We start from the raw sequence: 25,889 nt of genomic DNA on the forward strand, positions 1-25,889 counted from the left end.
TTCTATCAACTATGTTGCCTCGGCCAAAAATTGCTGTTAGAAAATACGGTGTAATGATTTAAGGAGTGGAATAGTGGCTAAACAACTGAAAACATGGGAAGCGCCGAAGCTGAAAATGCTCGACGTAGATCAGACACTTAGCGGTCATTGGGATTTCGTAATCGAAAATTTCTATTGCCTTCCCACGAATGATGACTGGCACCCTAAAGGCTCTTGAAGGGCGCGGTAGAACCCTGACATGTGTCTTTGGTAAAGAAAATTCTGTTATCAGCTTTTGTAGCTGATGACAGGCGCATATCGTTTACGCTGCTCATTTCCCAGCAATACTGAATCTCCTACGCAAAGCCACGCATGCGCATGCATGGCGTCTTTGGCTTCAGCACTACCTGTGTTCACGCCCAAGACCAGAGATGAGCAGACCCCCCGTCGCCGCAACATATCTTTTCCCGCCATTGCCACCATCAAACACGTAAATCCGCCGCCAAATACGCGATTCAGTTGATTTATTGCCTTACGGATCCGCCTGATCTCCAAAGTGATCTCGACCTCAGAGGGAAACACTTCGCCTGGCACGGATGGCCCCAGGCGCGATTTCCATTTTCCAAACGAGAAGAACCGAACCAAGACCCAGGCATGGCAAAGCCGAAAAAATGCTTCAGAAACGATAAGTATCTTGAGAGCAGGTAAAGGCATGAACTCGGATAATCGTGACATTTTCAGTACTTCGCACAGTTGGTGGGTTCAGTCATCCCAATTTTACCGTTAGCGTCCAGACTAGAATGATATGTAGCTATTGGGAACGATATGAGTGCAATTCTCGGTCGAATTGAATATGGCAGCCAAGCGCTTGACAAATCAAAATTTGACAGGGCTTTCAAAGCACTATCCGATTATGGTCCAGATGGCAAAGTAACCGTCCACGGACAAAACTATGCGTTTGGGCTTCAGTATTTCGGGGTCAGATCCGGGCAATCCGATAGCATAGAACTGCAACGTAATGGTTGCACCTTGGTCGCGGATGCGATCCTTGATGCCCGCCAGGACTTGTTGGACAAACTGGGTTTACCGCCCGCGACAGAGGGCGGACCGTCTGATCTTGAACTGATCAGAAGCGCCTTTCTGAAATGGGGACACAGCAGCCCGAATCAATTGTTCGGGGATTTGGCTTTTGCGGTGTTCGATCCTGAATCCCGGGAACTGTTTCTGGCGCGCGATCATATCGGCAAGCGCCCACTCTATTGGGCTCGCGGAAGTGACAGTTTTACATTCTCCACGGATATTTCCGCACTTATTGAGTTTGACGACATAAACCGCGAGATTGATCAAAAAACCCTGCTCCGGTTTATGGTGCGCGAAGGCACTTGGCCACAACCCAAGACGCTTTTGAAGGGTATCAATTTTGTTGATCCTGGCTGCTACATGACTGTCAGCCGATCGGAGCAAAAGCAAACGCGCTGGTGGAACCCGCATGATATTAAGACCGTCCATGGGCGTTCCACCCAAGACTGCGTTCATGAACTGGCTGAACTTCTTGATACGGTGATTGAAGATAACATCGCAACCGATCTTCCTTTGGGCGCGCACTTGAGCGGTGGAATAGACTCCGGCGCAGTTACCGCGCTGTCTGCAAAGGCGCTAAGGTCGAAGGGGCGATCCCTAGTTTCGGGGTATTGTTGGGCCCCGGAATTTTCTGAGGATTTTCCAGACCGGGGAACAGCTGACGAGAGGCACAACGTCAAACGCATCTGCAAGAGCGCGGGTGTTCCAATAAGTTTCGGCGACAAGAACTATCGAGCGCTGGAGGCTTTCCACAAGCGGGAGCTTGAAGTCGAGGGCTTTGCGGATTTGGCTGACGAGCCCAGTATTCTCTCTCAGGCATCAAAGGACGGTGTTCGTATCATTCTGTCTGGCTGGGGTGGAGATGAGGCCTTTTCAACGATCGGGAGAGACTATCTGCCATATTGTCTGAAACGGTTCCGGTTTGCCGAGGCGTTCCGTGTCCTCAGATTTATATCCGGTGGTCGAAGAAAACCGAAAATCCTTCTCCGAAATCTTTATAATCAAGGATTGCTTCTGTTGTTGCCGGATTGGGTGAGGCGGCGACTGATCCGGGACGTCGTCCATGATGATCCACTCTCCTTCATCAATCCCACATTTCTGGACAGTGACCCTGATTTGAAAGCGTGGCGTGATCAGAATCTTCCTCGATCGGGAGACCCCAAGGCTTTTTTGGCAAATCTCCATCTGCACGGTCATTTGGCGGGACGGACGGACACGTGGGCCTCCTGGTCATCCGGGTTTGGCATTCAATACCGATATCCTCTGATGGACCGCCGCATTATGGAGTTCATCCTGAGTGTTCCCAACGAGTTTCTTTTTGCAGATGGGAAGCCCCGGTTTCTGGCCCGACACGCGACAAAAGATGTGCTTCCCGAAAATTTACTGAAGTATGACACCGCCAACGAAGCGCTGCGGCTGAAATTGCGATTGGATTATTGGAGGGCTCTGATGGAGTATGAGCGTGACGGCATGTTCGCAGGTGACAGCAGATGGCTTGATATGCCTAAAGTCAGAGACACAATAAAAAAGTCTCCGGACAGATTTAGTCGAGATGACATGCTGCAGTTTAGGAGGCTCTCATTGTCCATCAGAATCTGGTACCTTGAACAAAGAAATCGTTCGGCTTCTGAAGAGCTATGACGGAGTCATGATGGGGCATTGATCCGTCAGGTCGGGCTGCTCAGGTCCGCCGGTTTGCGTCCGTTCCAGGGCCTGCAAGCAGATCAGAAACTCCTTGCAAACCCAAGAGCATCCGTACATCAGGTAAGACTTTTCCTAGCACTCAAGTCGCGTAATATTAATAACCTGAATGCTCAGCATGACACATGGTGGTGTGAGCCCGCCGGAGCATCACCCACCGGGGCCAGAACGTGCCGCCCTATAGACCATAAGCCGGTCATACAGTAACAATCAAATTGAACTACGCAGTTGGAGCTGGTCGCCGGATCAACTCAATTTAATTCTTTTAGAAAATAAGAAGTTATGTCCCAACAGCAAACAACGTTTCAAAAAGCCCTCAGGATGTTGACGCCAAGAGAGCGCAAGTCCGGATTGTTCGTATTGGGCCTGATTACCCTGAAAGGTATTGGCGACACGATTGGTGTCGCGACAATTATGCCTTTTCTTTCGCTTCTGGGCAGTCCGGAACTGGTCGAGACAAACCCGGTCGCAAATTACCTTTATACCCTCTTTGACTTTCAGAGCGTTGATTCATTTATCACGATGGTGGGTGTTTCATTTGTATGCTTGCTAATAACCGTGAGCATTCTGAGGAGCGTCACGACATATGCCCTGAACCGCTGGATCTTCATGCGGGAATACAGTCTTTCCCGCCGGCTGTTATCTGTATATCTGCGCCAGCCTTACGAGTTCTTTTTGAACCGCCATACAGGCCAGCTTAACACATACATTCTCAACGAAAGCATCCAGGTCGTTGCCTGCGCGTATAAACCCGCCGCTGAAATCATAAACAGTCTGATGACATTTGTTATGATTGTTACCTTTCTGCTTTGGGCCGAACCCGTCACGACAATTATTTCTGTAGTGGCCTTCGGCGGATGTTACTATCTGCTGTATTTCAGCCTGAAAATTATGATTGCGCGTATGGGGGACGAAGTTCTCCAGACAAACAAAGCGCGATTTCGGATCGCCGGTGAAGCGCTGAACGGAGTAAAACAAATCAAACTTTTGGGGCGGGAACAAAGCTACATATCGGCATTCGCAACAGCCGCCGCGCGCCAGGCGAAACTTCGGGCAATCAATACGACGCTTCGACAGGTGCCTAAATTTGGCCTCGAGGCCCTCGCCTTCGGTGGGATTATTATCCTGACGTTGGTTTTAGTGGCGCGTAACGGGGGCGTCGGCAGCGGAGCTATCGCAAATATACTTCCGGTACTGGGCCTGTATGCGTTCGCCGGGTATCGAATACTGCCAACCATGCAGGTCATGTATTCTTCTCTTTCGGCCCTCAGATTTGGCGAGGCTGCCGTAAACGCTGTCTACGAAGATCTGAACCTGAGCACCGAGACAGCCAATCTTCCCAAAACCCCAGTGACGCCTTTGGTTCTGGCCAGAGATGTCAGCTTCAAGGGGGTCAGCTATCAGTATCCCGGCTCGGACGAAGGCGGGCTTAAGGATCTGACGTTCGAGATCGGGCGCGGCCAGACGGTTGGCTTGGTGGGAACCACCGGCGCAGGCAAGACGACACTGGTAGATGTTTTCCTTGGACTGCTGCCGGCTACGAGCGGCCATATTGCCATAGATGGCCAGGACCTGACGCCTGATCGTGTACGCCAGTGGCAGGCGAGCGTCGGATATGTCCCCCAGGAAGTGTTTTTGGTGGATGCGTCGGTCAAAGAGAATATCGCACTGGGAATTCCCAAGGAGGAAATCGACGATGCGGCCGTACGCAGAGCGGCAACATCGGCCCAACTGCTCGAGTTTATCGAGACACAGATGTCCGAAGGCTTTGACACCCATGTGGGGGAACGCGGCGTCCGCATCTCCGGGGGGCAGCGGCAAAGGATAGGGATTGCCCGCGCCCTCTATCACAATCCCGAAGTCATCGTGTTCGATGAGGCAACCAGTGCATTGGACAACGCCACAGAGCGGGAATTGATGAAAGAGATCAATGCGCTTTCAGGTGAAAAAACAATCATCATGATTGCCCATCGGATCAGCACTTTGAAAGATTGCGATTATATTCTCGTTCTGGACAAGAGTCGATTGGCCCGAACGGTAACCTATGATGACCTCTTGGCTGACAACAGATTTTCTGAAGAACTGGCATCGTGACAGGCAGTATCCGGGTTCTGTCAGGCTGCCTTGATCGAGATAAGCTTCGCTTCAAGCATGTCATCCAAAAATGAGATAATGTTCTTCTGGCACGTATCCTGATCAACGTCATACGTAGACATCAGGGCGTCCACCAGCAGAGCGACGGATTTCGGCCCGTCGAGCTCTTCCAAAATTGCTGTTCCGACCTCATTCAGACCAATATAGATCCCGCTTTCGTCATCGAAAATTACTGTCTCGTCCCCAACTTTCGTGGTTACCAAAGTTCTGCCCATCGTAATGACGCTTTCCGCTGTGATGGTCATAATTTAATTCCTCGCAAAAATTCCATCCCGACATGCCAGTTTGGGAACTGGCTCACATGCAACGCGCCCCGACAAGTTTGCTGTATGAAAACAACCCCATCGAGACGCGTGGGCCAAAATGGCCGGCTTTTTCTTTTTTGTCGATAGTTGGGGCCAGAAAACAATCCGGCCCTAACGTATTAGGCGATGGCTTCGATCAAACTGATATTGTCAAACGCGCTCGTCCCGCCGAGATTGATATCATCGTCGTTGATCAAAACGAGCTGTTGCATGGAGCCCGTGAAATGCTGGCCTACGGGGATCGAATAGGACGTATAGCCAGAGCCCGTCTCATACGTGTCATTGTAGTCCTGAATACCGAGGGTCTGCGATCCGTCGAGCTGGAAGAACGTGGATTCCAGTTCGCCGTCTTCGTTGATGAAGCCGATACCCTGGATTTCACCTTCAACATCGCTCTTGAAGTCAAATTCAAGAACTGTCGACTCCGTGATATCCTCATTCAAGTCCACTGACTTCCAGGCACTGCCTTCAAGCTCGATCGCGCTTTGATCAGGGGAAACTGTCGCGGTTCCGGTATCCTGCACCTCCGAGTAGCTCGAAATAGTATGCGAGCTACCGTCAATGATGACGCTGTCATAGTCACCAACTTCGAAGTTCACAGTCACCTGCTCAAGGACCGAACCCTTGCCGTTTTTGTCCGAGTACACGGTAAGAGTTATGGAATGGGCCCCGTCCGCCAGTTTCTGACCGCCCAAGAAGTTTCCGTTGTAGTCACCAAACAGTGCATACGGCTCAACATTCTCAAGCCTGCTGTACTGCCCATCCAGTTCCAGCCGGACGCTGCCGATGTTAGCGTCATTGATTGCCTCGGCCGACAGGGTAACTGTGTGCCCCGAGAGATCGCTGCTGGATATCTTGGCGCCTTGGCCCAGGTCCAACAGGGCTTTGTCTGTTCTGGTATCGACCAACTGGAGACCCAAAAACTGGCTGGAAGGACCTTGATGGCCCGAACCCGGCGTCAGATCGCCCTCGGGCGCGCTCACTTCAACCGGTTCGTCAACAATCGGAACGTCGACCGGCTTTTCTGCAACAGGGGGCTCTTCGATGGGGTTTTCTGGCAATACGTCCGGCGCGGAACCAGTCTCGCCAATGGTGAACTCGAACGAAACAGTTTCAAGGACTTTGCCCGAGGCATTTTTGCCATCAAATACGATGAACTCCGCCGTATAAGTTCCTTCGGAGAGCTTTTTCCCACCAAAGAGATCGCCTTTGCCGTTATCCCCGAAGAGAGCATACGGTTCTACATTCTCTACGCGGGACCCCACGCCTTCCACCGAAAGCTTTACGCTGCCGATCTTTGGCGCACCATCTTGCGAGGTAGCCACAATCGTCATCGGGCGGCCATCCGTGACATTGCTGTCAATGCTGGAACCGATCCCAATTTCAGAAGCCGTTTCGTCGGTGTCAGTGTAAGCAAGGAAGATTTTGAGCAGATCGCTGCTCGCCTCGACAGGCGCTGGTGCCGGTTTATCCTCAACAGGGTCAGCCTTAATCGGCTCTTCGACGTCGGGCCCATCTACAATCGGATCGACCGCACCCGGTCCGTCTTCACCCGGATCGGGCTGGGGCGCTGGCGGTGTCGGGGTTCCATCAACCGGGTACGAGATATTCGACCAGTCCGGCCCGGCCAGGCTCTCATAATAGGCGTCGCTGGCCTGCCCGCGAGGCTGACCTTCTGTTACGCCCGTGCCCGATACTTCCTTCGGCAAGCCGATGTTAAGGTTCGAGATCTCTCTGGATTCCGTCACCTTTCCGAGAAGAGTTACGTTATTCCAGTGAATATCGTACCCGTCTTTCACCAGGAACATACGTGTGTCGTATACCTCGTGTGTATTCTCGATAATGGAGTTTTCGATGTTAACTTTTTGCGCAGCGTATGTCTGAGCATTACCCGAATTCAGGAACGAGCCTCTGTCCTCGGTTGTAACGACAATGGCATTGTTGTTGTTGACGAATTCGGAATCTGTGATGAGAATATTGCTATTGGTGCTTCCCCTGAGATCATCAGCTGAATCATAGATTGCCTTGATGTCCATCCCCGACACGCCGTTGTCTATGAAGGACGAGCCGGTAACAAGAGAGTCTTGGAACCCGCCGGTGGTGTCAATTCCGTCTCTGCCATTTTTGAGGAAGATAGAGTCAACAACGGTCGCATCGGAGACACCTGTTCCGTCATTGCCTGCGAGCGTCTTAATGCCGTCCCCCAGAGACTCCTTAAACAGAGAGTTCTGAATGGTGGGGCCACTCACATTCCCACCAAGCCGCAGCTGGGCGTAACCGCCATTGAATTCTGTATCTTCGACCAGAAGGTTACTGCCGCCACGAATGTCAAGCTGGACGCCGACGTTACCTTCAAAGTGGCTGTTCAGAACCTTTATATCGTCCTTGCCTTCAGCAACAATCGTAACTTTGTTGTGGTAGTCGACACCCGCCTTCGGGTTTTTCGTGTCCGTACCTGTATTCGGGCTGTTGCTGTGCGTAACGGTCAGATCAACAAGAGTGTTAGCGTTGCCCAGAAGGAGCAGCGGGTTCGGAGTTGAGGCGGAGTCGGTAACATTGATGCCCGCCCCCGGCGTTCCCCCAGCAAGTGTGAAGTTGTCCGGCAGCTGTATGTGCTTTCCGGAGATGTCATACATGTGGTCAAAGACAAAAGTGTCGCCTGGCTTGAACGTTTTTGCCAGTTCGGCAAATTCTTTGGAGATGTCCTGGCCTTCGGTCCAGCCTAGATCTGATGAGTGGATTATCGCCATTCTGGTAACCTGTCTGCATTTGGGGGCCGCGATCATGTGATGCGAAAAAAATTTCGAATGATCTTAGTCAGAGCCCTTTGGTGATCATGTGAGTGGTGTTTGTGGATTAGCGCCAACCGCGCTGTCTTGACGAACTTGTACCGCCAGGGATTTGGTCGACATCATACTCGAACGAAAAGCCCCGCCTCGATCGCGCGCTATTACGCACGCGCTTGGAAGCGTGAGCTCCAGCTCTGCAATATTTGTCACGTTTGGTCCCTGCTCTCTTACTCATATTCAAATGTATGTCGGTTGTTGTTGACCTTTGAAGGGCGTAACTCCGACATTTCGGTGGCTAAAAGCAGTCATAAGTATGAGGTTATCCTCGCACAACTTGACCTGAGGGAAAGTGGTTTGAAACCGGAAGAATTTCGCCGATTATGTGGGGGTATCAGCGCCTGCCTGCCCATTCTTCAGCTTAACGTATCAAAGAGATACAAAATTGCCGACTGAACCGTGGCCTCAATCTGGCGATTTTAGCCCTTTTTTGTGTTGAAAGCAGGGCCGCTCTGCCCGCTCTGGTTTCAGCAAGGATCGAGTCGATCATCCGGCGGCTGGTGGCCTGCGAATCGTCATCTCGCTCGGAAAACGCGGGGCTATTGCGGCAGGGTGAGGGCGCCGTCTTCGGAATGGTCTCCGCGCGACTTCCGGTACAGGCGATCGACCGCATGTCCTCCCTCGTGCCCTGACCCAGTAACGACCGGCACCATCACATCACCACAGGACGTTCGCAGATGGCTTGGCGCTCGGCGGACGAAAGCTCTGCGACCTAATCAATCAAGCAGGTTTCGCCGGATTGTTCTGCCCCTCGGGACAGCCCGGTGGAATTTTGGCAAAAATGTGTTGAACATGCCTCTAACGTTGCTTTACGTTGCGACAATGCAAGTAGGATGTGATATAAGATTCTCGAGTGAACGACGTATTCAGGTCATGGTTAACAATGGGTGCATTCATTATAGTGTTTAGATTATAAGATGCCTGGGGGGGTTCAGTCGTAGAAGTATGAGTTATGGCGCTGATTTTCAGCGTTTCTTGAGTTTATGTTAGTACGGGGTTTCTAGTATGACTGGTTTTACTGACGATACTGCGTCCAGTGAAAATTTCCATTTTAAGTCAATATCGAACGCTAAATCTGCGCGAAAGAGCAGAGCTGTTTACTTTGCATCTAAGCGCGCCGTTGACGTCATTGTGTGCGTCGCAGCAATGCCCGTCTTTGCGGTCCTGTGCGCTGTCGTTGCCCTATTGAACCTCTTCTGGAACCCGGGACCTCTGTTTTATTGCCAGACGCGCATGGGTAAGGACCAGCGTAAGTTCAGGATGGTCAAGTTCCGGACGATGCTGCCCGAAGAAAGTTCGGTCAAGCGAGGCCCGTTTGATGGGCTTGAGGAATGGCGGATCACACCGTTTGGTCGCTTTATGCGCATGACACGTCTGGACGAAATTCCACAGATTCTAAACGTCATCATAGGCGAAATGAGCCTGATCGGGCCGCGCCCGGAAATTTTCGAATTTGCTCAAACCTATTACAAAACGATGCCGGACTACCACGTGCGGGGAACCGTGCGACCGGGCATCACGGGTTACTCGCAGGTGACGCAGGGCTATACGGACTCCGAGGAAATGGTGCGCGAGAAGACAAGACTGGACGCGTTCTATGTGCGGAATATGAACTGGTGGCTCGACCTGAAAGTGGTTGTCGGAACAGCCCGTGTCATCCTGACCTCTCATGGGGCACGATAACGGGGTTGCTCACCGGAACCCGGTGTCTCACCGGTTTCTGAACAGCAACTTGCATTGATCGCCTTCAATCATTGCGGCGCTGCTGAAGCGCCGCATCGCTTTTTCAAGAGGTAGTGTTAGCGTGCCCCCGTCGGGTGGTCCGGTAGCCTTGTGGATGCGGCTTTTGCCCTGATCAGTCTGATGACAAACACGGTCTACAGTTAACTTCAAGCCCTCAACCTACCAGGCAGCACTCCCGAAACCGGGAGCTTAAAGCCGGACGCGGCTATCTGCGGGTGGTAAAATACTCTTCAGATCATAAAGCAGATGCGACTCTTTCCCCAAAGCGCGCAGCTCGGTCGTTGGCATCGCCTTGAATTCGTCATGAGCAACCGCCAGCAAAATCCCGTCATAGGGGGCCCCGGTCAGGTCGGTCACCAGATCAATTTCGTATTCGGCACGCGCCTCCTGCGGGTTGACCAGCGGGTCGTGGACGTCCACCTGAACGCCATAGTCCTCAAGCTCGGTGACGACATCCACCACGCGTGTATTGCGTAAATCAGGGCAGTTTTCCTTGAACGCAAGCCCCAGAACGAGAACCCGGGCGTCTTCGATTTGGATACGTTTCTTCAGCATCGCCTTGACCATCTGCCCGGCCACATAGGCCCCCATACCGTCATTGATACGGCGGCCGGCAAGGATGACCTGCGGGTGGTAACCCACGGATTCTGCTTTGTGGGTCAGGTAATAGGGGTCGACACCAATGCAATGCCCTCCCACTAGGCCTGGGCGGAAAGGCAGGAAGTTCCACTTGGTTCCTGCTGCTTCCAACACCGCCTGAGTATCAATCCCCATTCTGTTGAAGATCATCGCCAACTCGTTGACCAGCGCGATGTTGAGATCGCGCTGGGTGTTCTCGATCACCTTTGCAGCCTCGGCCACGCGGATGCTTTCGGCCTTATAGGTGCCAGCAGTGATGATGCCGCTGTAAAGCGCGTCTATGGCCTCGGCGGCCTCGGGCGTGGACCCTGCGGTAACCTTCCTGATGGACGGCAGACGGTGTTCCTTATCGCCGGGGTTGATACGCTCGGGCGAGTAGCCGCAGAAGAAATCCTTGTTGAAGACCAGCCCCGAGACGCGCTCCAGTACCGGCACGCAGTCTTCTTCGGTAGCGCCGGGATAAACGGTGCTCTCGTAGATGACTATATCGCCCTTTTTCAACACGCGGCCCACAGTTTCCGAAGCTTTGACCAGCGCCGTGAGATCGGGGCGTTTATGGGCGTCAATCGGGGTGGGAACAGTGATGATATAGACCTGCGCTGAGCGAATGGCTTCCAGATCCGTCGTGCAGGTGAGCTGCGTGGCAGCGGCCAGTTCTTCGGGCTCTACCTCGCGGGTGCGGTCCCGTCCCGCCTGCAATTCGGCGATGCGTTCTGCGTCTATGTCAAATCCAAAGGTTCTGCGGTGCTTGCCAAACTCGACCGCCAAGGGAAAACCGACATAGCCAAGGCCGATAACCGCAAGCGTGCTCTCAGAAGAAATCATCATTATTTCCCGTAATACTCACGGAACCACGCAACAAATCGTGCGATACCGTCTTTGAAATCCGTTTGCGGGCGATATCCGGTCAATTCCTGCAGCAATGTTGCATTGGCCCAGGTGGCGGGAACGTCGCCCATTTGCATTTCCATGTAGTTGCGGATGGCTTTCTTGCCCAACGCCTCTTCGATGGCGTCAACGAAATCCAATAGACGCACCTTATCGGAGTTCCCGATGTTTACCACCCTGTAGGGGGCCACCGGTGAAAGGCTGTCCCATTCCGGAATTTTGTCGCGGCTGGCGGGCCGTTCCGGCACCGCATCGATCAGAAGGCGGATACCCCGAACCAGATCGTCGACATAGGTGAAGTCCCGATACATGTCCCCGTGGTTGTAGATATCGATCGGACGGCCATCCAGGATCGCATCCACGAACTTGTACAGCGCCAGATCGGGCCGCCCCCAGGTGCCATATACGGTGAAAAAGCGGAACATCGTCGTCGGCAGGTTCCACAAATGCGCATAGGAATGGCCCATGCTTTCATTGGCCTTTTTCGTTGCAGCATAGATGGTGAGCTGCGTGTCGGCCTTTTCGGTTTCGACAAAGGGCATGTCTTCATTGGCGCCATAAACCGAACTGGTCGAGGCCATCAGCAGGTGTTGCACCTCAAGCCGGCGGGCGGCTTCCATGATGTTGAATGTGCCCACGACATTGCTGTCGATATACGCGCGCGGGTTCTCCAGGCTATAGCGCACACCGGCTTGGCCAGCGAGGTGCACGATCACATCCGGCTGAAACTCGTTCGCCACGCGGTCAATCAATTCGGCATCTTCAAGCATCCCCTCGGTCGCGGCAAAGCCCGGGTTCTGCAACAATTGCGCATGACGGCGCTGTTTGAGGGAGACGTCGTAGTAATCCGTCATTCCGTCAAAGCCATGCACGCGGAATCCTTCCGCGAGCAACAGCTTGGCCAGATGGAAGCCGATGAAGCCGGCGGTGCCCGTGATCAGAACACGGCGCTGAGTATCTTGGGACATATTTATGGAACTTTTTACTTACTATTTCAGGAAAAATCGGCAGCGTGTGAAACTCTTTTTATAACCTCGCAATATGCAGAAATCACTAGGGATTGATCGTATTCGGCGGTCATTTTTGCGCGGCCCGCCTGCCCCATCGCAGCTTGCTCTGCATGAGGCATGTCCAAAAACAACTTGCACACCCGGGCCAGGCTTGATCCGCTGCGCACGTCGCAGAGCAGACCGGTCTGCCCGGCCTCGACGACCTCACGGCAGCCCGGCACATCGGTGGCAATCAGCGGGCGGGCCATGGCGGCCGCCTCGATCAGGGTGCGCGGCGCGCCCTCCCGGTAAGAGGGCAGCACAACGCAGTGTGCCGCTGCGATAAAGGGGCGGACGTCGGATGTGGTGCCAAGGTATTCGATTATCCCTTCGTTCACCCAACCGTCCACCGTGTCCTGACCGATTGCGGTGCGATTTTCCGCGCCCACGGGGCCCAGCATCTGAAATCGCGCACCGGGATGGCTTTGCCGCAGCAGCCTGGCGGCCTCAACATATTCCATCGCCCCTTTGTCACGCAGCAGACGGGCAATCATCAAAAATACCGGTGCGTCGGTGTCTGCGGGATAGGGCGCGGCAGTAAACCGCTGCAGATCAATGCCTGATCCCGGCAGCAATTCCGCCTGCGACTTCCGGATCAGCCCCCGCTGAACAAACAGCTCCCGGTCATCCCTGTTCTGGAAAAATACCGTTGGCAGAGCAGAAAATGCATGGCGGTAAAGCCGCTCTGCCACTTTTTCAAGCAGGCTTCCGGACAGAAAAGCCGTCCCCAGACCCGTTACATTGGGCACAAAAGGAACACCGCAATGGCGGGCGGCAATAGCGCCGAAAATGTTGTTTTTGATCGTGTAGCTCAGAACGATGTCCGGTTTTTCCCGGCGAAACAATTTCCGGAACACCATGATCATTTTCAACCCGCCCATAGGGTTCATGCCCTCGGCAGACATGCCCAGCGGCAGAAATCGGCAGCCCAACGCTCTGATCTGTTCGACACTGTCGTCTGGTGGCGCCAGCACGGTTACAGAATGTCCTGACTGTATCAGATGCTCGATCAGCGCTCTGCGGAAATTCACAATATTCCAGGCAGCGTTGACTGTTACGAGAATATGCAACCTATCCTCCTGATTGCAGCGACCCGCAGTTTCATTCCGCCGTCATCGCCGAATTCAGAATGCGCAGCCGTGTCATTTCAGTACCTTTTCCCGGACATGTATGACAGGAAAAAAGATGAACTGTCAGTTGTAGCTAGCTGTGCGTGATCAATTATGTTCTTGCAACTAAATTGTTGCAAACAAAGACATCCAAATGTCGTGGAATAAGAATAAAAACCCGCCCGGAGTACGGGGGATCAATGGCGGCAGATCTGATTTTCGATGACGAACAAGACACCCGGCCGACCGTTGTCGGGTTTAACTGGGACTTACATCATCCTTGCATCTGTTACGCTTCTTCTTGTGGTATCCGGATTTTTTTGACTGTTGCAGATTGTATTCGGCATCCACGAGCTTGTTCTGCATCGTGTAGTAATAAGGATGATGCTTGCCATGCGTAGACAGCCATGTTTTCAGGTCAGCGGCGACCTTCTTCCAGTCGGACGGTTTATAGGAATCGTACACTTCATCTTTGTAGTGGTAGCACCCGACTGTGTCCGCATGAGCGGTTGAAATAATCGACGCAGACAAAATAAAAATGCTTGCCAGAACACCGGCTTTAAAGGTTGGCATGAATAGTCCTCATCTGAATATTATAGTCCGAACAATAGCGGATATGCCCCTAAAAGTCTATTTGAACGGGCACGTTATCAGGTTTTGCGGTTAAATCTGTCCCGCCTACAGACGGGAACCTGAAGTTTCGAAACCCGGATAATGCTTCACCATTGCCACCTGCCCTCATAGATGCAGGCGAGGCCAATCAGGGCGAGAAGGTGAAAGATCTTTCCAGCCCCACAAAGAGAGTTGTACGGGAGCGGTCCGGATCATCTTCTTCGGTCAGCAAAGTATGTGTGATCCCACTTTCCAGCCCCCAATCCCGGGTCAAATCATGGCGGTAGGTGAATCCTACATCAAGCCGCTGGCTGTCGTTGCTGTCGTCACCCAATTCGTTGCGATTAAAAAAATCCACGCTGAATCCGAAGCTGGACAGGTTGTTGATCTCTTGATCATACGCGGCCCGCAAAGAGGTGTTGATGTTTTCGTTGTCGTCTTCGTCGACCACGACCCGCTGACTTAATCCAAAGCTCAATTGCGCAGCGGGCAAATCATATTGGTAGTCGACCTCAATCAACGGATCCGAACCAATCGCATCCGTGCCAGTCACACCAAGCGAGAAAGCCAAAGCGCCGCGGGGCAGATCCATATCTCTGCTGAAGCTCAGGAAAGACCGCCGGCCATCAGCGTTGGCAAAAACCTCCGACGCATACCGAAGCCCGATGGTGCCGTTGGGCATCGTTCGAGTCAATTCGACCTCACCACTGATGCCATCATCATCGCGATTTGTAGCACCGGTCCGCTTGATCCGGTCGTAGCTTAGCCCGACATCTACCGTCAGAACCGGATTCACCTCCAGTGCGGTAGCCAGACCAAGACTTTTGGTTTCACGGTTCGTGCCGTTTTCGGCCTCGGTGGTGAAGTCACTGTAGCCACCGGTCAAAGCCAGCGTTATGCGTGGGTTAATGCGGAAGTCGATCTGGCCTGATACGTCGTTCAACGTGTTGTCATTGAGGCCTGGGTCAGTGGTATCCCGAAATCTGATCTCGTTGTAATCCCAATCGAAGTTGGCCCCCAGAGGCCCTTCTTCGCCGACGGCCGCCCCTAACGTGAAACCATAGCTTACTCGCGTGCCGTCATCCTGATTGATGATATTGCCGTCCTGATCGAAATCTCGGTCAGACAGCGTGGTGTCGGTATCGACTTCGCGGTATCGCGCATCGGCATCAAAAAAGGCGTCTCGGGTTGTCCTGTTGTATGACAGCAACGCGAACGTGTTCGTAAAGTCGAACGTATTTGGATTATCTTCCCGAAATTCTTCGATATCGGTGCCAAGATCCAGCGTAAAGGTCTGGATATCTGTAACGCTTTCCAAGCCAAAACCCAGGACGGTACGTCCATAAAAATCTGAATTTCCATCGACATCCAGATCTGGGTTATCGCTGTATTCCAGGCGCTGGGAAACTTCGAATGTAGCAAGTAACCCTGGCGGTGCGTTCTCTGTGACAGGCGCGGTCTGCGCGCGAACCACGACGCCCGCGCAGCAAAAAAGGACGAGAGCCACCCCCCCTCGCTGCACAGTACAACGATTTCCCTTTTGCCTGGGTTCGCTATTCGAACAAACGTCGTTCCGGGACCAGAATAACATCACCATCCTTAAGCTCGATATCCGTTGTTACGGCTCCGTTTGCCAGAGCCTTATAGTTTAGAATTGTTACCCGCTGGACGCGTGTGCGGGGGTCGGTTCTGCGCAGCTGGATGCGCTTGATCGCCGCAAACCTCGAGACACCGCCACTGACGGCCACTGCCTGCAGTAGGGTTGTACCTTTCTCGACCTGAACCACTCCTGGGTTATTCACTTCGCCGACAAAATAGACGTCAATCGTTGGGCCGGTTGCTGTTTGTGTCGATGCAAAGGGGTCCTGATACGGCTGCACGCCGACAAAAACCGTTGGAGGAGACGTGAAATTGGAGCTGAGTCCCTGACGCAATGAGGCCTGCACCTGACTTACGGTCCGGCTACCAGCACTGATGTTGCCAGCAAATGGGAAAGTGATTTGACCGTTTGGTAGAACGGTGATCGCCCGGTTGAGACTGGGGTCTTCCAGTACTTCGATTTGCAATACATCACCTGGCCTGATGCGGTAGTCACTCTGTGCATTGGCCGATACGGCACTGATCAGAAAAACCACAACAAAGGAGATCAGATTAAAGAACTTCATAGTAGACGCCTCCATCGCCATTAATAATAACTGTCGCAAAATTGCCTTGGCAAAACAATCCACAAGGCAACGAAGAGCCACATTCGCAGTGTCAATGTATTGATTACATCACGGTTCCGGGGTTCGGATCGGCTTGCGGATGATTTCTGTAAACAATTGATCCTGAACCGCACGGATTTAATCCACGGCCGTGGATAGCTCGAATCTGACGGATCGACCGCCTTTTGCATGTACGCCAGTGCCCCTGTCCTGCGATCCGGCGCGTGAGTTTTTGCCGTCTGACGCAATTCAAAATCACCCAATCGTTTCAGGCCGCTCACCGGCAAGCACTTCAAGCCGGTTACGCGTAAATTCAACCGCTTCCTGCTGCAGCTCTTTGAGCCGCGGATCGCAAAGCCATTCCTGCATCAGCGCGTTTCTCTGTGTCGCATAGCGCAGCGCAGACCGGTCTTCTTCGTGGTTCAGGTTAAGGCGGTTGAAATATGCGTCCGTACCATAGGTCGCCTGATTGTTGTTTACGTCGCCTTTGTGGCGTTTCATCTGGCACAGCTCTCGCGTGCGCACAGAATAATGATTGATTTGCGCCGTCTTGCTCTGCGCACCGTGATGTCTGACCGGCTCAATCACGCCCCCATAGGGGCCGCCCTGAGGAAGCTCGATGATCTCTCCGTCACAGTAGTACTTCAGTTTTTGCAGGCGATACGGACCAAACCGGGCACGCGGTCTCCAGGTTGTCGTCAGTGCGACATTCATCTCGAAGTTATGGTGTTCCCGGACAAGAGCCTTGAAATAGGCGTTCTGCGGGTCGTCCCGCCGCGCAGCCTGAAACAGCTTTTCGGTTATCGGCGGGTCAACAAACCCGGAAATGCTGCTGTCGCCGAAAATGCGCCAGCGGACCGGAATACGGTGACACCCATCGCCCGCTTCAATCAGCGCCTTAACAGTGCCGTCCCCGATATTGATCACCAGAAACTCATCGGCGTCCATCGGCATAAGCCATTCGCATTGCCGCATGACGGGCAGATCCTGAAGCGCATAATAGGCATCCATCTGGATTGTGCGCTTGTACGGGCCGGGATTGTCTATATGGGTCAGCAGCCCCATTTCTTCCATACGGTCCAAAATCAGGTCCGTGCCGTCGGAACAATCGTTACTGGCAACGGCAATCTCGTCGAAACCCAGCACTTTGTTATGTGCAACCCATTCGATCAGCCAGGGACCCTCATCCTTGACCGTGCCGATCAACCCAACAGTCCCGGGTCGGGTGGGCGGGGGAAATGGATCGAAGAAATTCATTGTATCCAATCTTAAAACAAAACGTCGCCAACCATTGATTTGGTGACTTATTGGCACCTTAGCTTCGTATGAAGAGGATGACTGCGGCACCTCTGATCGACACCAGGCTTTGGCAAAACTAAGCTCTGTGAGTTGGAAAACACAGTCGCATGTGCCTTAACTCTTACAAACAACCCTTCGTCGCTATCGAATCTTACATACTGTGACCTCAGCTCAGCATTATATTAAGGCCAATTCTTGATCATAGGTTTTTTAGTGAAATCAATGGCGATCAGCTCACCGGCAGGACCCGGGACGCCACTTATTGAGGGCCAGCCGATTTTCGGGATGAGTGTCTTTGACCGGATCTTCAGTGCAGTGGTTTTTTGCCACCAAATGTGTATTGTTCGCCTCCCGATATCGATAGATGCGGAACGCTCACCCCCTCAGCGAATTATGTTGGACACAGGAATTTATGAGGCTCGGATCGACGCTTATGACAAATTTTAAGTCTCCCCTGGCGCTGATGCGCCAAAAAATGCCCACTCAGTATAAAAAGTTGAAACGGCTGAAGTTAACCGCCGGAGGGATCTTCACAGATGCGTGGTTGATGGATCAGCAAATTCCGATGCAGTCGCTCAACCGGACGCTGCTTGATTACGATGTAACGTTTTTTGGGAACCACCAGATTTACGCGCCGGTCCTGTCCGAAGACAACCCCTGTACCAGCTTCAGGCAACTGAGCCTGCATTACACGCCGCAAGCTATACCCCGTCCATATTTCTTTCATATTGAAAACGCCGGTGTGAATCTGCCTCATGTCGTGGATCCCGCCAAACCCAACCGGGTTATCATGGAGACGCTGGCCGACCCAACACCAACAGTTGAGGGCAAACATTGGAGGCTCAATCCGGCTGGCCGCCGACAAGCTCTCAAGCGCGCGCGCGAAAACGAGTGTGACTTCGAAGAGGCTTACATCTTTTCAATGCACTGGTGGAGAAATCACTACCATTTCCTAGTGGATTCTTGCGCAACATATCTGCAACTCAAGAACTGCGGAGCCATCACATCTGGTACTCGAATACTGTCTTTTGGCTTGCCCACAATCTGGCAACAAGAATATCTTAAGATACTGGGAATCGATCCGGGCACCTTCATCGATATCCGAGACCAATGTGTCAAAGTCCAACGGCTATTGATTGGATCGCCAACGCGGCATCGTTTTGTCCCCTCTCAAAGCGCGATTGATTGTTTGCGAAATCAAATCCTGGATTCAATTGTTCCTGTTCGCCCAAAACCACACCAAAAAATCTATGTCACAAGGCGTTCGGCTGGCAATCGCAGGATACTGAATGATGACGAAGTATCCGAATTTCTGGAAACCCGGGGCTTTAAAGTTATTGAAGCGGAAAAGCTGGAAGTGCGCGAGAAAATTAAACTATTTTCAGAAGCTAAGACTATTGTTGCGCCCCATGGTGCCGGTTTGGCTAATATGATCTTCTCAGACCGTCCGAACATTATAGAGTTTTTTGCCGATGACGCATTTGATCGAGGGTATTTCATAACACTGACAAACACTCTTGACGGAAAGCATACTCCCTTGGTGTTTGAACCACAGAACGCCCTTAATGATTATTATGTTGATCTCGATCTTTTAGAACTTCACGTCTAAGGGCAGTCGTCATCCGGTGCTTACTTTTCTTCTTTCAAAAAGATCCGCCAGACCTCAACGGACTTCCCAATTTCACAGAACTACTTCACAGATTCAACGATGGCGGCGGTCGAAGGCGGATACCAAGCTCCTCAAAGCTCATAGCTTGGCTAGGCAGAGGATATCACTTCCTTTTTAATGAAAGGTGGTGTTTGTAATATTAATAGCTAGTTGGAGTTACACATATGCGAGTAGCCATTTTGTGCGGCGGGCGCGGAACTCGTTTGCGGGAGGTATCAGAGACCCTGCCCAAGCCAATGGTGCCAATCGGAGGCAGGCCGATCTTGTGGCATATCATGAAGATATACGCGAGTTTTGGGATCAATGATTTTGTGTTACTACTTGGCTACAAAGGGGACATCATTCGGGACTATTTCCTTGGGTATTACGCCAAACAAGTGCCCGTTACTGTTGATCTATCCTCGCCCGGTCCTGAACGGCTGACATTTCACGGCGATCGATCTGAGGATTGGCGCGTAACGCTCGTTGATACTGGAGACGCCACTCTGACCGGGGGGCGCGTTTGGCGCGCACGTGAGTTCCTCGGCGATGAACCTTTCTGCCTGACTTACGGGGACGGCGTCGGTGACGTTGACGTGTCAAAACTCATTGAATTCCATAAAAGCCACGGTCGCACTACAACACTTACCGGCGTGTATCCACCGGGCCGTTTTGGTGAGCTGGCAATTGCCGACGGAGCAGTCCAGTCTTTTAACGAGAAGCCTCAGGTTAGCGGCGGTTATATCAACGGCGGCTTCTTCGTCATGAACCCAAATATTTTTGATGACTACCTCGATGATCGGGAAGATCTTGTGCTTGAGGTGGACCCCATGAATAAACTGACAGCCGACAGCGAACTAATGATGTTTCCGCACAACGGCTTTTGGCAGCCGATGGATACGCCTCGGGAACATACTTTGCTCAACGATTTGTGGACTTCTGGGCGGGCACCATGGAAAATTTGGTGAAGCAGCGCTTGTTCGCTGGCGGCTACGAGGGGACTTCAGTTTTCGTAACTGGGCATACCGGCTTCAAGGGATCATGGCTCTGCGAATGGCTTTTGGCCATGGGGGCCTCGGTCACCGGTTACTCTGACAAGGTGGATGATGGCCCAACGATGTTTAGAGCGCTTGGGTTGGAAAAACGCATCACGCATATCATTGGAGATGTGCGCGACCCGGATATGCTGGTCTCGGCGATTGATGCAGCACGTCCCGATTACGTGTTCCACCTGGCGGCTCAGCCGCTCGTGCGACTGTCTTATGACGAGCCAGTCACCACTTTTGAGACTAACGTCATGGGCACTGTGAACGTCATGGAAGCGCTTCGGCGGTTGAACCAGTCCGTCGCATGCGTTCTTGTAACATCCGACAAGTGCTATGAAAATCGAGAAGTCCTGTCCGGCTATCGTGAAGACGATCCGCTTGGAGGGTACGATCCCTATAGTGCCAGCAAGGGTGCCGCTGAAATCGCGATTCACGCTTATCGCCGGTCGTTTTTCATGTCCGGCGACTCTCGCGTACGTGTAGCGTCTGGGCGAGCCGGGAACGTGATCGGTGGGGGCGACTGGTCTGCCGACCGTATCGTGCCTGACAGCGCCAGGTCTCTGATGGCAAATCAACCGATCCATGTGCGCAACCCCTTTGCAACCCGGCCATGGCAGCATGTGCTGGAGTCATTGAGCGGCTATTTATGGCTTGGCGCACTTCTGGCCGGGCAATGCCAAACCGCGCGCGTAACGACACCGGTCGATGCCAGTGAAGGATTCAACTTTGGTCCCTTGCCCAACGCAAATAGGACTGTTGAGGCGCTGATTGAAGAGTTTTTGACGCACTGGCCGGGCACGTGGACACATACGAACGATGGCAGCGCACATCATGAAGCCGCTTTGCTGGGCCTGTCAGTCGAACGCGCTTACCACAAGTTGGACTGGTCTCCGGTACTGGATTTCGAGAAAGCAGTAGCCCTGACTGCGTCTTGGTATCGTGATACCTTTAACAACACCATTGCGCCACGTTCCAAAACGCTTGCAGACCTCGCTTTCTACGTTAACGCCGCTGCTAGCCAAGAGGTCGCTTGGGCCAGTTGATTCCCTTTATTAATTTCTAAAATAAGGACATTCCTATGATCGACGGTGTAGTTGTCACCCCACTGAGGCAAATCCCTGATGAACGCGGTAAAATTATGCATATGCTGCGAAGCGACGCGCCGCACTTCCAGGGTTTTGGGGAAATCTATTTTAGCTGCATCTATCCTGATGCCATAAAAGCCTGGCATATCCACAAAGTCATGACCCTGAACTACGCCGTTGTGCACGGAATGATCAAATTCGTACTCTATGATGACCGCGAGGGCTCTCCCACACGAGGTGAGATTCAGGAGATATTCATGGGAGAACAGAATTATTGCCTCGTTACCGTTCCGCCGATGGTTTGGAACGGATTCAAAGGCTATGGAGACCAAATGGCCATCGTGGCAAATTGCCCGACCCACGCGCATGATCCCGAAGAAATCGATCGTATGGATCCATTTACTGACAAAATTCCTTACTCATGGGACCTTAAACATGGCTGATGCAAACGCGCTCCTGATAGGAGGCGCGGGTTATTTTGGGTCACGCTTAGCTGAGTCGCTGGCAACAGACCGGTCCGTGACAGTAACTTATCGCTCCCGACCCCCAGCCAGGGCAGCTTGGCTTGCTTCTGGAGTTGTGCAGCCCGTGCAATTCGATTCCGCTCGCGATGGCACGCTGCCGGTGTCAGGATTATTCGATACAATTATCAACCTGGCCATGCCCAGTGCCCAAGAGACCGCAGCCGACCCTGACGGCGCAAAAGAGCGTGCATTGAAGACAATTGATGCGTGTCTTGCATTACTTGAGGCTGGCCAGGCAGAACGCATCATCCACTTTTCGACATTTCATGTCTATGGCGCATCAGGCGCGCCTGATTATTCAGAAGATACGGGCCTAAACCCAATTCACCCGTATGGCGAGACGCACGCTTTGGTCGAAGAAAGAATTGCGGCTCATCGGTGCTGTAGCCAAGTTGTAGTGCTGCGGGCCACAAATATGGTTGGCGCTCCTGCGCATGCAGATCTGGCCGATCAGGCGGGACTTATATTTATGGACCTGTGCCGACAGGCATCTGAGGGGCACATGGAACTGCGCAACGACGGTAAGAGCTTTCGGGATGTTCTGACATTTCCGGCAGCAATTGAGGCTGTTTGCTTAGCCGCAACAACGCCTTCGGCAGGTGGGCAGATCATGAACCTTGCAGCAGGAGAGGCGCTTCGGCTCGACGCTCTCGCACATGCCATTGCGGCAGGAGTGCCTGAACCGATCGACGTTGTTTATGGTGAGGGAAGCGATACATACCGCAAACCGTTCCACGTTTCCGTCAACCGATTACGCAGCATCGGATGGTCGCCTAGAAACGACCTGGCACCAGAGATCAAGCGGACACTGGCTTTTTTTCTCAAGCAGCGCGCTTAAATTCTCCAATCAAGTCTCTGGATACGAGAGTCCCAGCCGCAGGGCCATAACACCAAGAGAAGTGATGGCATGAGGAATGCTGACCTTGTGATGTTATAAAGCAAACCCCAAAGTCTTTCCGCGAGGAAAAAACTTTGGGTACAGTTCAAATACTCACTATAGCGGACTTGTCGCAAAACTTGTTTTCAGACGTCCAGTTATACGAAAGCGAACTCATCTTCAGTGATGCCGAGCTGAACAATCTCGATCCCATTGATCAGTGGATTTTCGAGGACACGCTGGAAGTCGATGTCGATGGTGCCGTCGGACACCTCTCCGATCCATTCGAACACGCCGCCATTGCCCTTGCCCAGGGTGGCCGCAAGATCAAGGTCATCAAGGAAAAGCTGATCCTCGACCAGCACATCGAACTGCCGGACACCCGGGTCATAGTAGCTTTCCCCCATAAAGAGACGGACCGCATAAGTGCCCGAAGCAAGGGAACCACCGCCAAACTCAAGACCCATTTCCGAGCCGCTTGGAGAATCCCAGCGTTCCTGTGTGAACAAGCCCGTTGGAACTGTCGCCGGGTCCACTCCGGAATCCAGAGAAGCAACGTTGCCGGTGTAGATATTCGTGGGCCCACCCACAACAGCCGACGCGTCCGCAACCCAATCTGCTCCTCCATCCACTGCGGCCACATCTGAACTGCCGGCGTTCCAGCGATACAGAACTGTGCCGCCGACCGGCGCATCCAGATCGTTGACGGTGATGTCGAAGGCGGACGTGACATCCGGATTGACCCCGTCAGAGGCGGTGATCGTGGCGGTGTAAACGCCGGTTGGCGCAATATCCGGGGTGGTCCAGCTGAAATCGCCGGTGCCGTCACCATTGTCGGTAAAGCTGTAGCCAGCGACAGGCGTACCACCGGAATCTTCCAGCGCCACGGACAGCGTGACCGCATCGCCATCCGCATCCGTTGCCAACACCTGAACATTCGCCGTCTCAAGCTCATCAACGGCCAGATCAGACACCGCCGTGATCACAGGGGCTTGGTTGGGCGGAGGCGCATCATTGTCGGTGATATCAAGCGTACCCGATACCGTGGTTCCCAACGCAACCCCCGCAGACGGGTTGGAGATTGTGAAAGTCGCTGTTTCGAGGCCTTCGATATCAGCATCATCTGCTACGTTCAGCACGATGCTGGCTGAGTTCGCACCACCCGGAATGGTCACCGAGGACGGGATGGCAGTCGTGAAGTCCGAGGCTGAAATCCCGCTGCCACTCAGACCAAGATCGAGGGTCTGATCGCCAGTCACGGCGAACGAGGTGGTCACCGTGATCGTCACTTGGGTGCCTGCGTCTTCGGACCCGGTCGATGGGGTCACGGACAGGCTGGCAACCGGCGTTGTGCTGCTGCTGTATTCTAGGTAGATTGGGGCCGAAACGGCACCCAGCGGAAGGTCATTGTTGCTGGTATCGATGACACTGGCCACAAATCCAAGCGGAAGCTGATCTTCGCCGACAAAGTTGTAAAGGGCGGCATCCGTGAAATCAAACAGGCTGGTTATGTCCTGATCTGTGCCATCAAGCACGACATCCACAGTCTGGAATTCAACAGCGTTGTTTGCCGGGAAATTGGCAAGCCCAAGCTCCGCAAGCTGCGCATCAAGTTGCGATTTGTACGGTTCGGCAAAGTTGTTGTTGACCGGCTGAATGAAACCCTTGGTCAGAACGATCCGCGCGGTGGCACCAGCAGGCCCATTGACAACGACAGTCGGACCGCTGGCGTCATATGTGCCAATCCCTCCTTCAGAAAGGCCATTTACACTAAGCTGGACGGCGGTGTTCGGAGAGGCCTGATCTGCCAGACCAATTGACCCGCCCTGGGATCCATCACCCTGGAGCTGGCCGGTCGCAGTGGTGCCATCGGCGAATGTAATTGTGAACGAAGACCCGATGAGTTCCGCACCCGACACGCCGCCCACATCCCATGCCGGAGATGAGCCGCCATCAAGCGTGGATTTCTGAGATCCGGCAACGGAGTTCGGGTCCATATCAACCGAGAAGCCCAGTGTCTCTCCGCTCTCGAACCCGCCGTTCACCTGCGGATCAAAGTTGAGCACAATCCCGGAATACCCGTCAGTTCCGCCGGCTCCGATGTAGGAAGCATTTGTCGGTGTCTGGACGCCAGTGTTGCCGTTTGTGTTGATCTGGATCGGCTTCGAGATCGTGTCACCCGCAAGGCCAAACGGATCAAACACGCTGTCGGGGTAAAGCGCGTTTGTGACGTCAATTTCGATGGACGAAATTGTCTTTGATCCAACATTGGTTACAAGAAACGAGTTGTTCCCATAGTTGGAAATCTGGACGTCGGTGACCCCGGCATTGATCGACAGGGTCGCGGCACCGTTATTGGTCTCGTTCGGATCATCCGCAACGGTAACCGCAATGTCCTGAGTGACCGTGTTGGTGCCGTCGAACGCGCTGACGGTCACGTTATAGATGTTGTCGCCACCGGCATCGGCGGGGGCTTCGAAATCCGGAGCATTCACAAAACTGAGCGCCCCGGACGTCGCGTCGATTGCAAAGAGGCTGGCATCCGCGCCACCCACAATGGTGAACTGGATCGCATCATCCTCTGGGTCGGTCGCACTGACTGTACCGACGGCGGTCGTGTTCTCAGTGATGCCAAAGGCCGAAGACGATGTGAAGTTGGGGGCTTGGTTGGGCGGAGGCGCATCATTGTCGGTGATATCAAGCGTACCCGATACCGTGGTTCCCAACGCAACCCCCGCAGACGGGTTGGAGATTGTGAAAGTCGCTGTTTCGAGGCCTTCGATATCAGCATCATCTGCTACGTTCAGCACGATGCTGGCTGAGTTCGCACCACCCGGAATGGTCACCGAGGACGGGATGGCAGTCGTGAAGTCCGAGGCTGAAATCCCGCTGCCACTCAGACCAAGATCGAGGGTCTGATCGCCAGTCACGGCGAACGAGGTGGTCACCGTGATCGTCACTTGGGTGCCTGCGTCTTCGGACCCGGTCGATGGGGTCACGGACAGGCTGGCAACCGGCGTTGTACCGAGCTGAACAATCTCGATCCCATTGATCAGTGGATTTTCGAGGACACGCTGGAAGTCGATGTCGATGGTGCCGTC

The 25,889-nt window shown here is 53.2% G+C and carries 19 protein-coding genes; 8 read left to right on the plus strand and 11 right to left on the minus strand.

What is annotated here, in order from left to right:
• Nucleotides 1–267: 267 nt before the first annotated feature.
• Nucleotides 268–714 (minus strand): lasso peptide biosynthesis B2 protein, encoded by a 447-nt coding sequence (locus QMP16_RS21535; RefSeq protein WP_282154062.1) that lies wholly within the window; start codon nt 712–714, stop codon nt 268–270.
• 90 nt (nt 715–804) lie between these two features.
• Here QMP16_RS21535 and QMP16_RS21540 point away from each other — a divergent pair, with 90 nt between their 5' ends.
• Nucleotides 805–2,700: an asparagine synthetase B family protein gene (locus QMP16_RS21540; protein ID WP_282154063.1), complete on the plus strand. Its 1,896-nt coding sequence runs from the start codon at nt 805–807 to the stop codon at nt 2,698–2,700.
• A gap of 342 nt (nt 2,701–3,042) precedes the next feature.
• Complete coding sequence (locus QMP16_RS21545; RefSeq protein WP_282154064.1) at nt 3,043–4,854, plus strand: ABC transporter ATP-binding protein; 1,812 nt, start codon at nt 3,043–3,045, stop codon at nt 4,852–4,854.
• A gap of 20 nt (nt 4,855–4,874) precedes the next feature.
• On the opposite strand, the gene QMP16_RS21550 is transcribed toward QMP16_RS21545, so the two are convergent.
• Together QMP16_RS21550 and QMP16_RS21555 are read right to left on the minus strand one after the other, a co-directional pair.
• Complete coding sequence (locus tag QMP16_RS21550; RefSeq protein WP_282154065.1) at nt 4,875–5,159, minus strand: PqqD family protein; 285 nt, start codon at nt 5,157–5,159, stop codon at nt 4,875–4,877.
• 179 nt (nt 5,160–5,338) lie between these two features.
• Nucleotides 5,339–7,969, minus strand: a complete 2,631-nt coding sequence (locus tag QMP16_RS21555; protein ID WP_282154066.1) for a right-handed parallel beta-helix repeat-containing protein — start codon at nt 7,967–7,969, stop codon at nt 5,339–5,341.
• 1,101 nt (nt 7,970–9,070) lie between these two features.
• Here QMP16_RS21555 and QMP16_RS21560 point away from each other — a divergent pair.
• Entirely contained in the window at nt 9,071–9,748 is a 678-nt protein-coding gene (locus QMP16_RS21560; protein ID WP_282154067.1) for a sugar transferase, read from the plus strand.
• A 249-nt stretch (nt 9,749–9,997) separates the two neighbouring features.
• Here the strand turns inward: QMP16_RS21560 and tviB are convergent, their stop codons facing one another.
• The 7 genes from tviB to QMP16_RS21595 form a co-directional block, all read right to left on the minus strand.
• On the minus strand, nt 9,998–11,272 hold the full coding sequence (gene tviB, locus QMP16_RS21565) for a Vi polysaccharide biosynthesis UDP-N-acetylglucosamine C-6 dehydrogenase TviB (RefSeq protein ID WP_282154068.1): 1,275 nt from the start codon (nt 11,270–11,272) through the stop codon (nt 9,998–10,000).
• A gap of 2 nt (nt 11,273–11,274) precedes the next feature.
• A complete protein-coding gene (locus QMP16_RS21570; RefSeq protein ID WP_282154069.1) occupies nt 11,275–12,303 on the minus strand; it encodes an NAD-dependent epimerase/dehydratase family protein in 1,029 nt (342 codons plus the stop codon).
• 26 nt (nt 12,304–12,329) lie between these two features.
• The gene (locus QMP16_RS21575) at nt 12,330–13,454 is read right to left on the minus strand and encodes a glycosyltransferase family 4 protein (protein ID WP_282154070.1); all 1,125 of its coding nucleotides are present in this window, start codon (nt 13,452–13,454) and stop codon (nt 12,330–12,332) included.
• 297 nt (nt 13,455–13,751) lie between these two features.
• Nucleotides 13,752–14,066 carry a hypothetical protein gene (locus QMP16_RS21580; RefSeq protein ID WP_282154071.1) on the minus strand — a complete coding sequence of 105 codons (315 nt, stop codon included), beginning with the start codon at nt 14,064–14,066 and terminating at the stop codon, nt 13,752–13,754.
• A 187-nt stretch (nt 14,067–14,253) separates the two neighbouring features.
• A complete protein-coding gene (locus QMP16_RS21585; protein ID WP_282154072.1) occupies nt 14,254–15,612 on the minus strand; it encodes a hypothetical protein in 1,359 nt (452 codons plus the stop codon).
• 46 nt (nt 15,613–15,658) lie between these two features.
• The gene (locus tag QMP16_RS21590) at nt 15,659–16,270 is read right to left on the minus strand and encodes a polysaccharide biosynthesis/export family protein (RefSeq protein ID WP_282154073.1); all 612 of its coding nucleotides are present in this window, start codon (nt 16,268–16,270) and stop codon (nt 15,659–15,661) included.
• 294 nt (nt 16,271–16,564) lie between these two features.
• Complete coding sequence (locus QMP16_RS21595) at nt 16,565–17,566, minus strand: glycosyltransferase family 2 protein (RefSeq protein ID WP_282154074.1); 1,002 nt, start codon at nt 17,564–17,566, stop codon at nt 16,565–16,567.
• Between the two features lie 475 nt (nt 17,567–18,041).
• Here QMP16_RS21595 and QMP16_RS21600 point away from each other — a divergent pair, with 475 nt between their 5' ends.
• The 5 genes from QMP16_RS21600 (at nt 18,042) to QMP16_RS21620 (ending at nt 22,749) form a co-directional block, all read left to right on the plus strand.
• Entirely contained in the window at nt 18,042–19,217 is a 1,176-nt protein-coding gene (locus QMP16_RS21600; RefSeq protein WP_282154075.1) for a glycosyltransferase family 61 protein, read from the plus strand.
• Between the two features lie 224 nt (nt 19,218–19,441).
• On the plus strand, nt 19,442–20,224 hold the full coding sequence (gene rfbF, locus QMP16_RS21605) for a glucose-1-phosphate cytidylyltransferase (protein WP_282154076.1): 783 nt from the start codon (nt 19,442–19,444) through the stop codon (nt 20,222–20,224).
• A complete protein-coding gene (gene rfbG / locus QMP16_RS21610; RefSeq protein ID WP_282154077.1) occupies nt 20,209–21,345 on the plus strand; it encodes a CDP-glucose 4,6-dehydratase in 1,137 nt (378 codons plus the stop codon). The genes rfbF and rfbG overlap by 16 nt, the downstream gene beginning before the upstream one ends.
• Nucleotides 21,346–21,380: 35 nt before the next feature.
• Entirely contained in the window at nt 21,381–21,830 is a 450-nt protein-coding gene (locus QMP16_RS21615; RefSeq protein WP_282154078.1) for a dTDP-4-dehydrorhamnose 3,5-epimerase family protein, read from the plus strand.
• A complete protein-coding gene (locus tag QMP16_RS21620; RefSeq protein WP_282154079.1) occupies nt 21,754–22,749 on the plus strand; it encodes an NAD-dependent epimerase/dehydratase family protein in 996 nt (331 codons plus the stop codon). The genes QMP16_RS21615 and QMP16_RS21620 overlap by 77 nt, the downstream gene beginning before the upstream one ends.
• A 197-nt stretch (nt 22,750–22,946) precedes the next feature.
• Here QMP16_RS21620 and QMP16_RS21625 read toward each other — a convergent pair.
• The coding region (locus QMP16_RS21625) for a malectin domain-containing carbohydrate-binding protein (protein WP_282154080.1) at nt 22,947–25,889 on the minus strand (2,943 nt) is incomplete at its 5' end.

It is taken from the genome of Ruegeria atlantica, from assembly GCF_947495585.1.
In the GTDB taxonomy this organism is placed as follows: Bacteria; Pseudomonadota; Alphaproteobacteria; order Rhodobacterales; family Rhodobacteraceae; genus Ruegeria; species Ruegeria atlantica_G.

Bases quoted from the DNA above. Each gene is read 5' to 3' on its own strand.
- QMP16_RS21580 (WP_282154071.1), bottom strand. From the start codon at position 14,066: ATGCCAACCTTTAAAGCCGGTGTTCTGGCAAGCATTTTTATTTTGTCT.
- QMP16_RS21555 (WP_282154066.1), bottom strand. From the start codon at position 7,969: ATGGCGATAATCCACTCATCAGATCTAGGCTGGACCGAAGGCCAGGAC.
- QMP16_RS21560 (WP_282154067.1), top strand. From the start codon at position 9,071: ATGACTGGTTTTACTGACGATACTGCGTCCAGTGAAAATTTCCATTTT.
- QMP16_RS21535 (WP_282154062.1), bottom strand. From the start codon at position 714: ATGTCACGATTATCCGAGTTCATGCCTTTACCTGCTCTCAAGATACTT.
- QMP16_RS21590 (WP_282154073.1), bottom strand. From the start codon at position 16,270: ATGAAGTTCTTTAATCTGATCTCCTTTGTTGTGGTTTTTCTGATCAGT.
- QMP16_RS21570 (WP_282154069.1), bottom strand. From the start codon at position 12,303: ATGTCCCAAGATACTCAGCGCCGTGTTCTGATCACGGGCACCGCCGGC.
- rfbF (WP_282154076.1), top strand. From the start codon at position 19,442: ATGCGAGTAGCCATTTTGTGCGGCGGGCGCGGAACTCGTTTGCGGGAG.
- QMP16_RS21550 (WP_282154065.1), bottom strand. From the start codon at position 5,159: ATGACCATCACAGCGGAAAGCGTCATTACGATGGGCAGAACTTTGGTA.
- QMP16_RS21540 (WP_282154063.1), top strand. From the start codon at position 805: ATGAGTGCAATTCTCGGTCGAATTGAATATGGCAGCCAAGCGCTTGAC.
- tviB (WP_282154068.1), bottom strand. From the start codon at position 11,272: ATGATTTCTTCTGAGAGCACGCTTGCGGTTATCGGCCTTGGCTATGTC.
- rfbG (WP_282154077.1), top strand. From the start codon at position 20,209: ATGGAAAATTTGGTGAAGCAGCGCTTGTTCGCTGGCGGCTACGAGGGG.
- QMP16_RS21620 (WP_282154079.1), top strand. From the start codon at position 21,754: ATGATCCCGAAGAAATCGATCGTATGGATCCATTTACTGACAAAATTC.
- QMP16_RS21595 (WP_282154074.1), bottom strand. From the start codon at position 17,566: ATGAATTTCTTCGATCCATTTCCCCCGCCCACCCGACCCGGGACTGTT.
- QMP16_RS21600 (WP_282154075.1), top strand. From the start codon at position 18,042: ATGACAAATTTTAAGTCTCCCCTGGCGCTGATGCGCCAAAAAATGCCC.
- QMP16_RS21545 (WP_282154064.1), top strand. From the start codon at position 3,043: ATGTCCCAACAGCAAACAACGTTTCAAAAAGCCCTCAGGATGTTGACG.
- QMP16_RS21615 (WP_282154078.1), top strand. From the start codon at position 21,381: ATGATCGACGGTGTAGTTGTCACCCCACTGAGGCAAATCCCTGATGAA.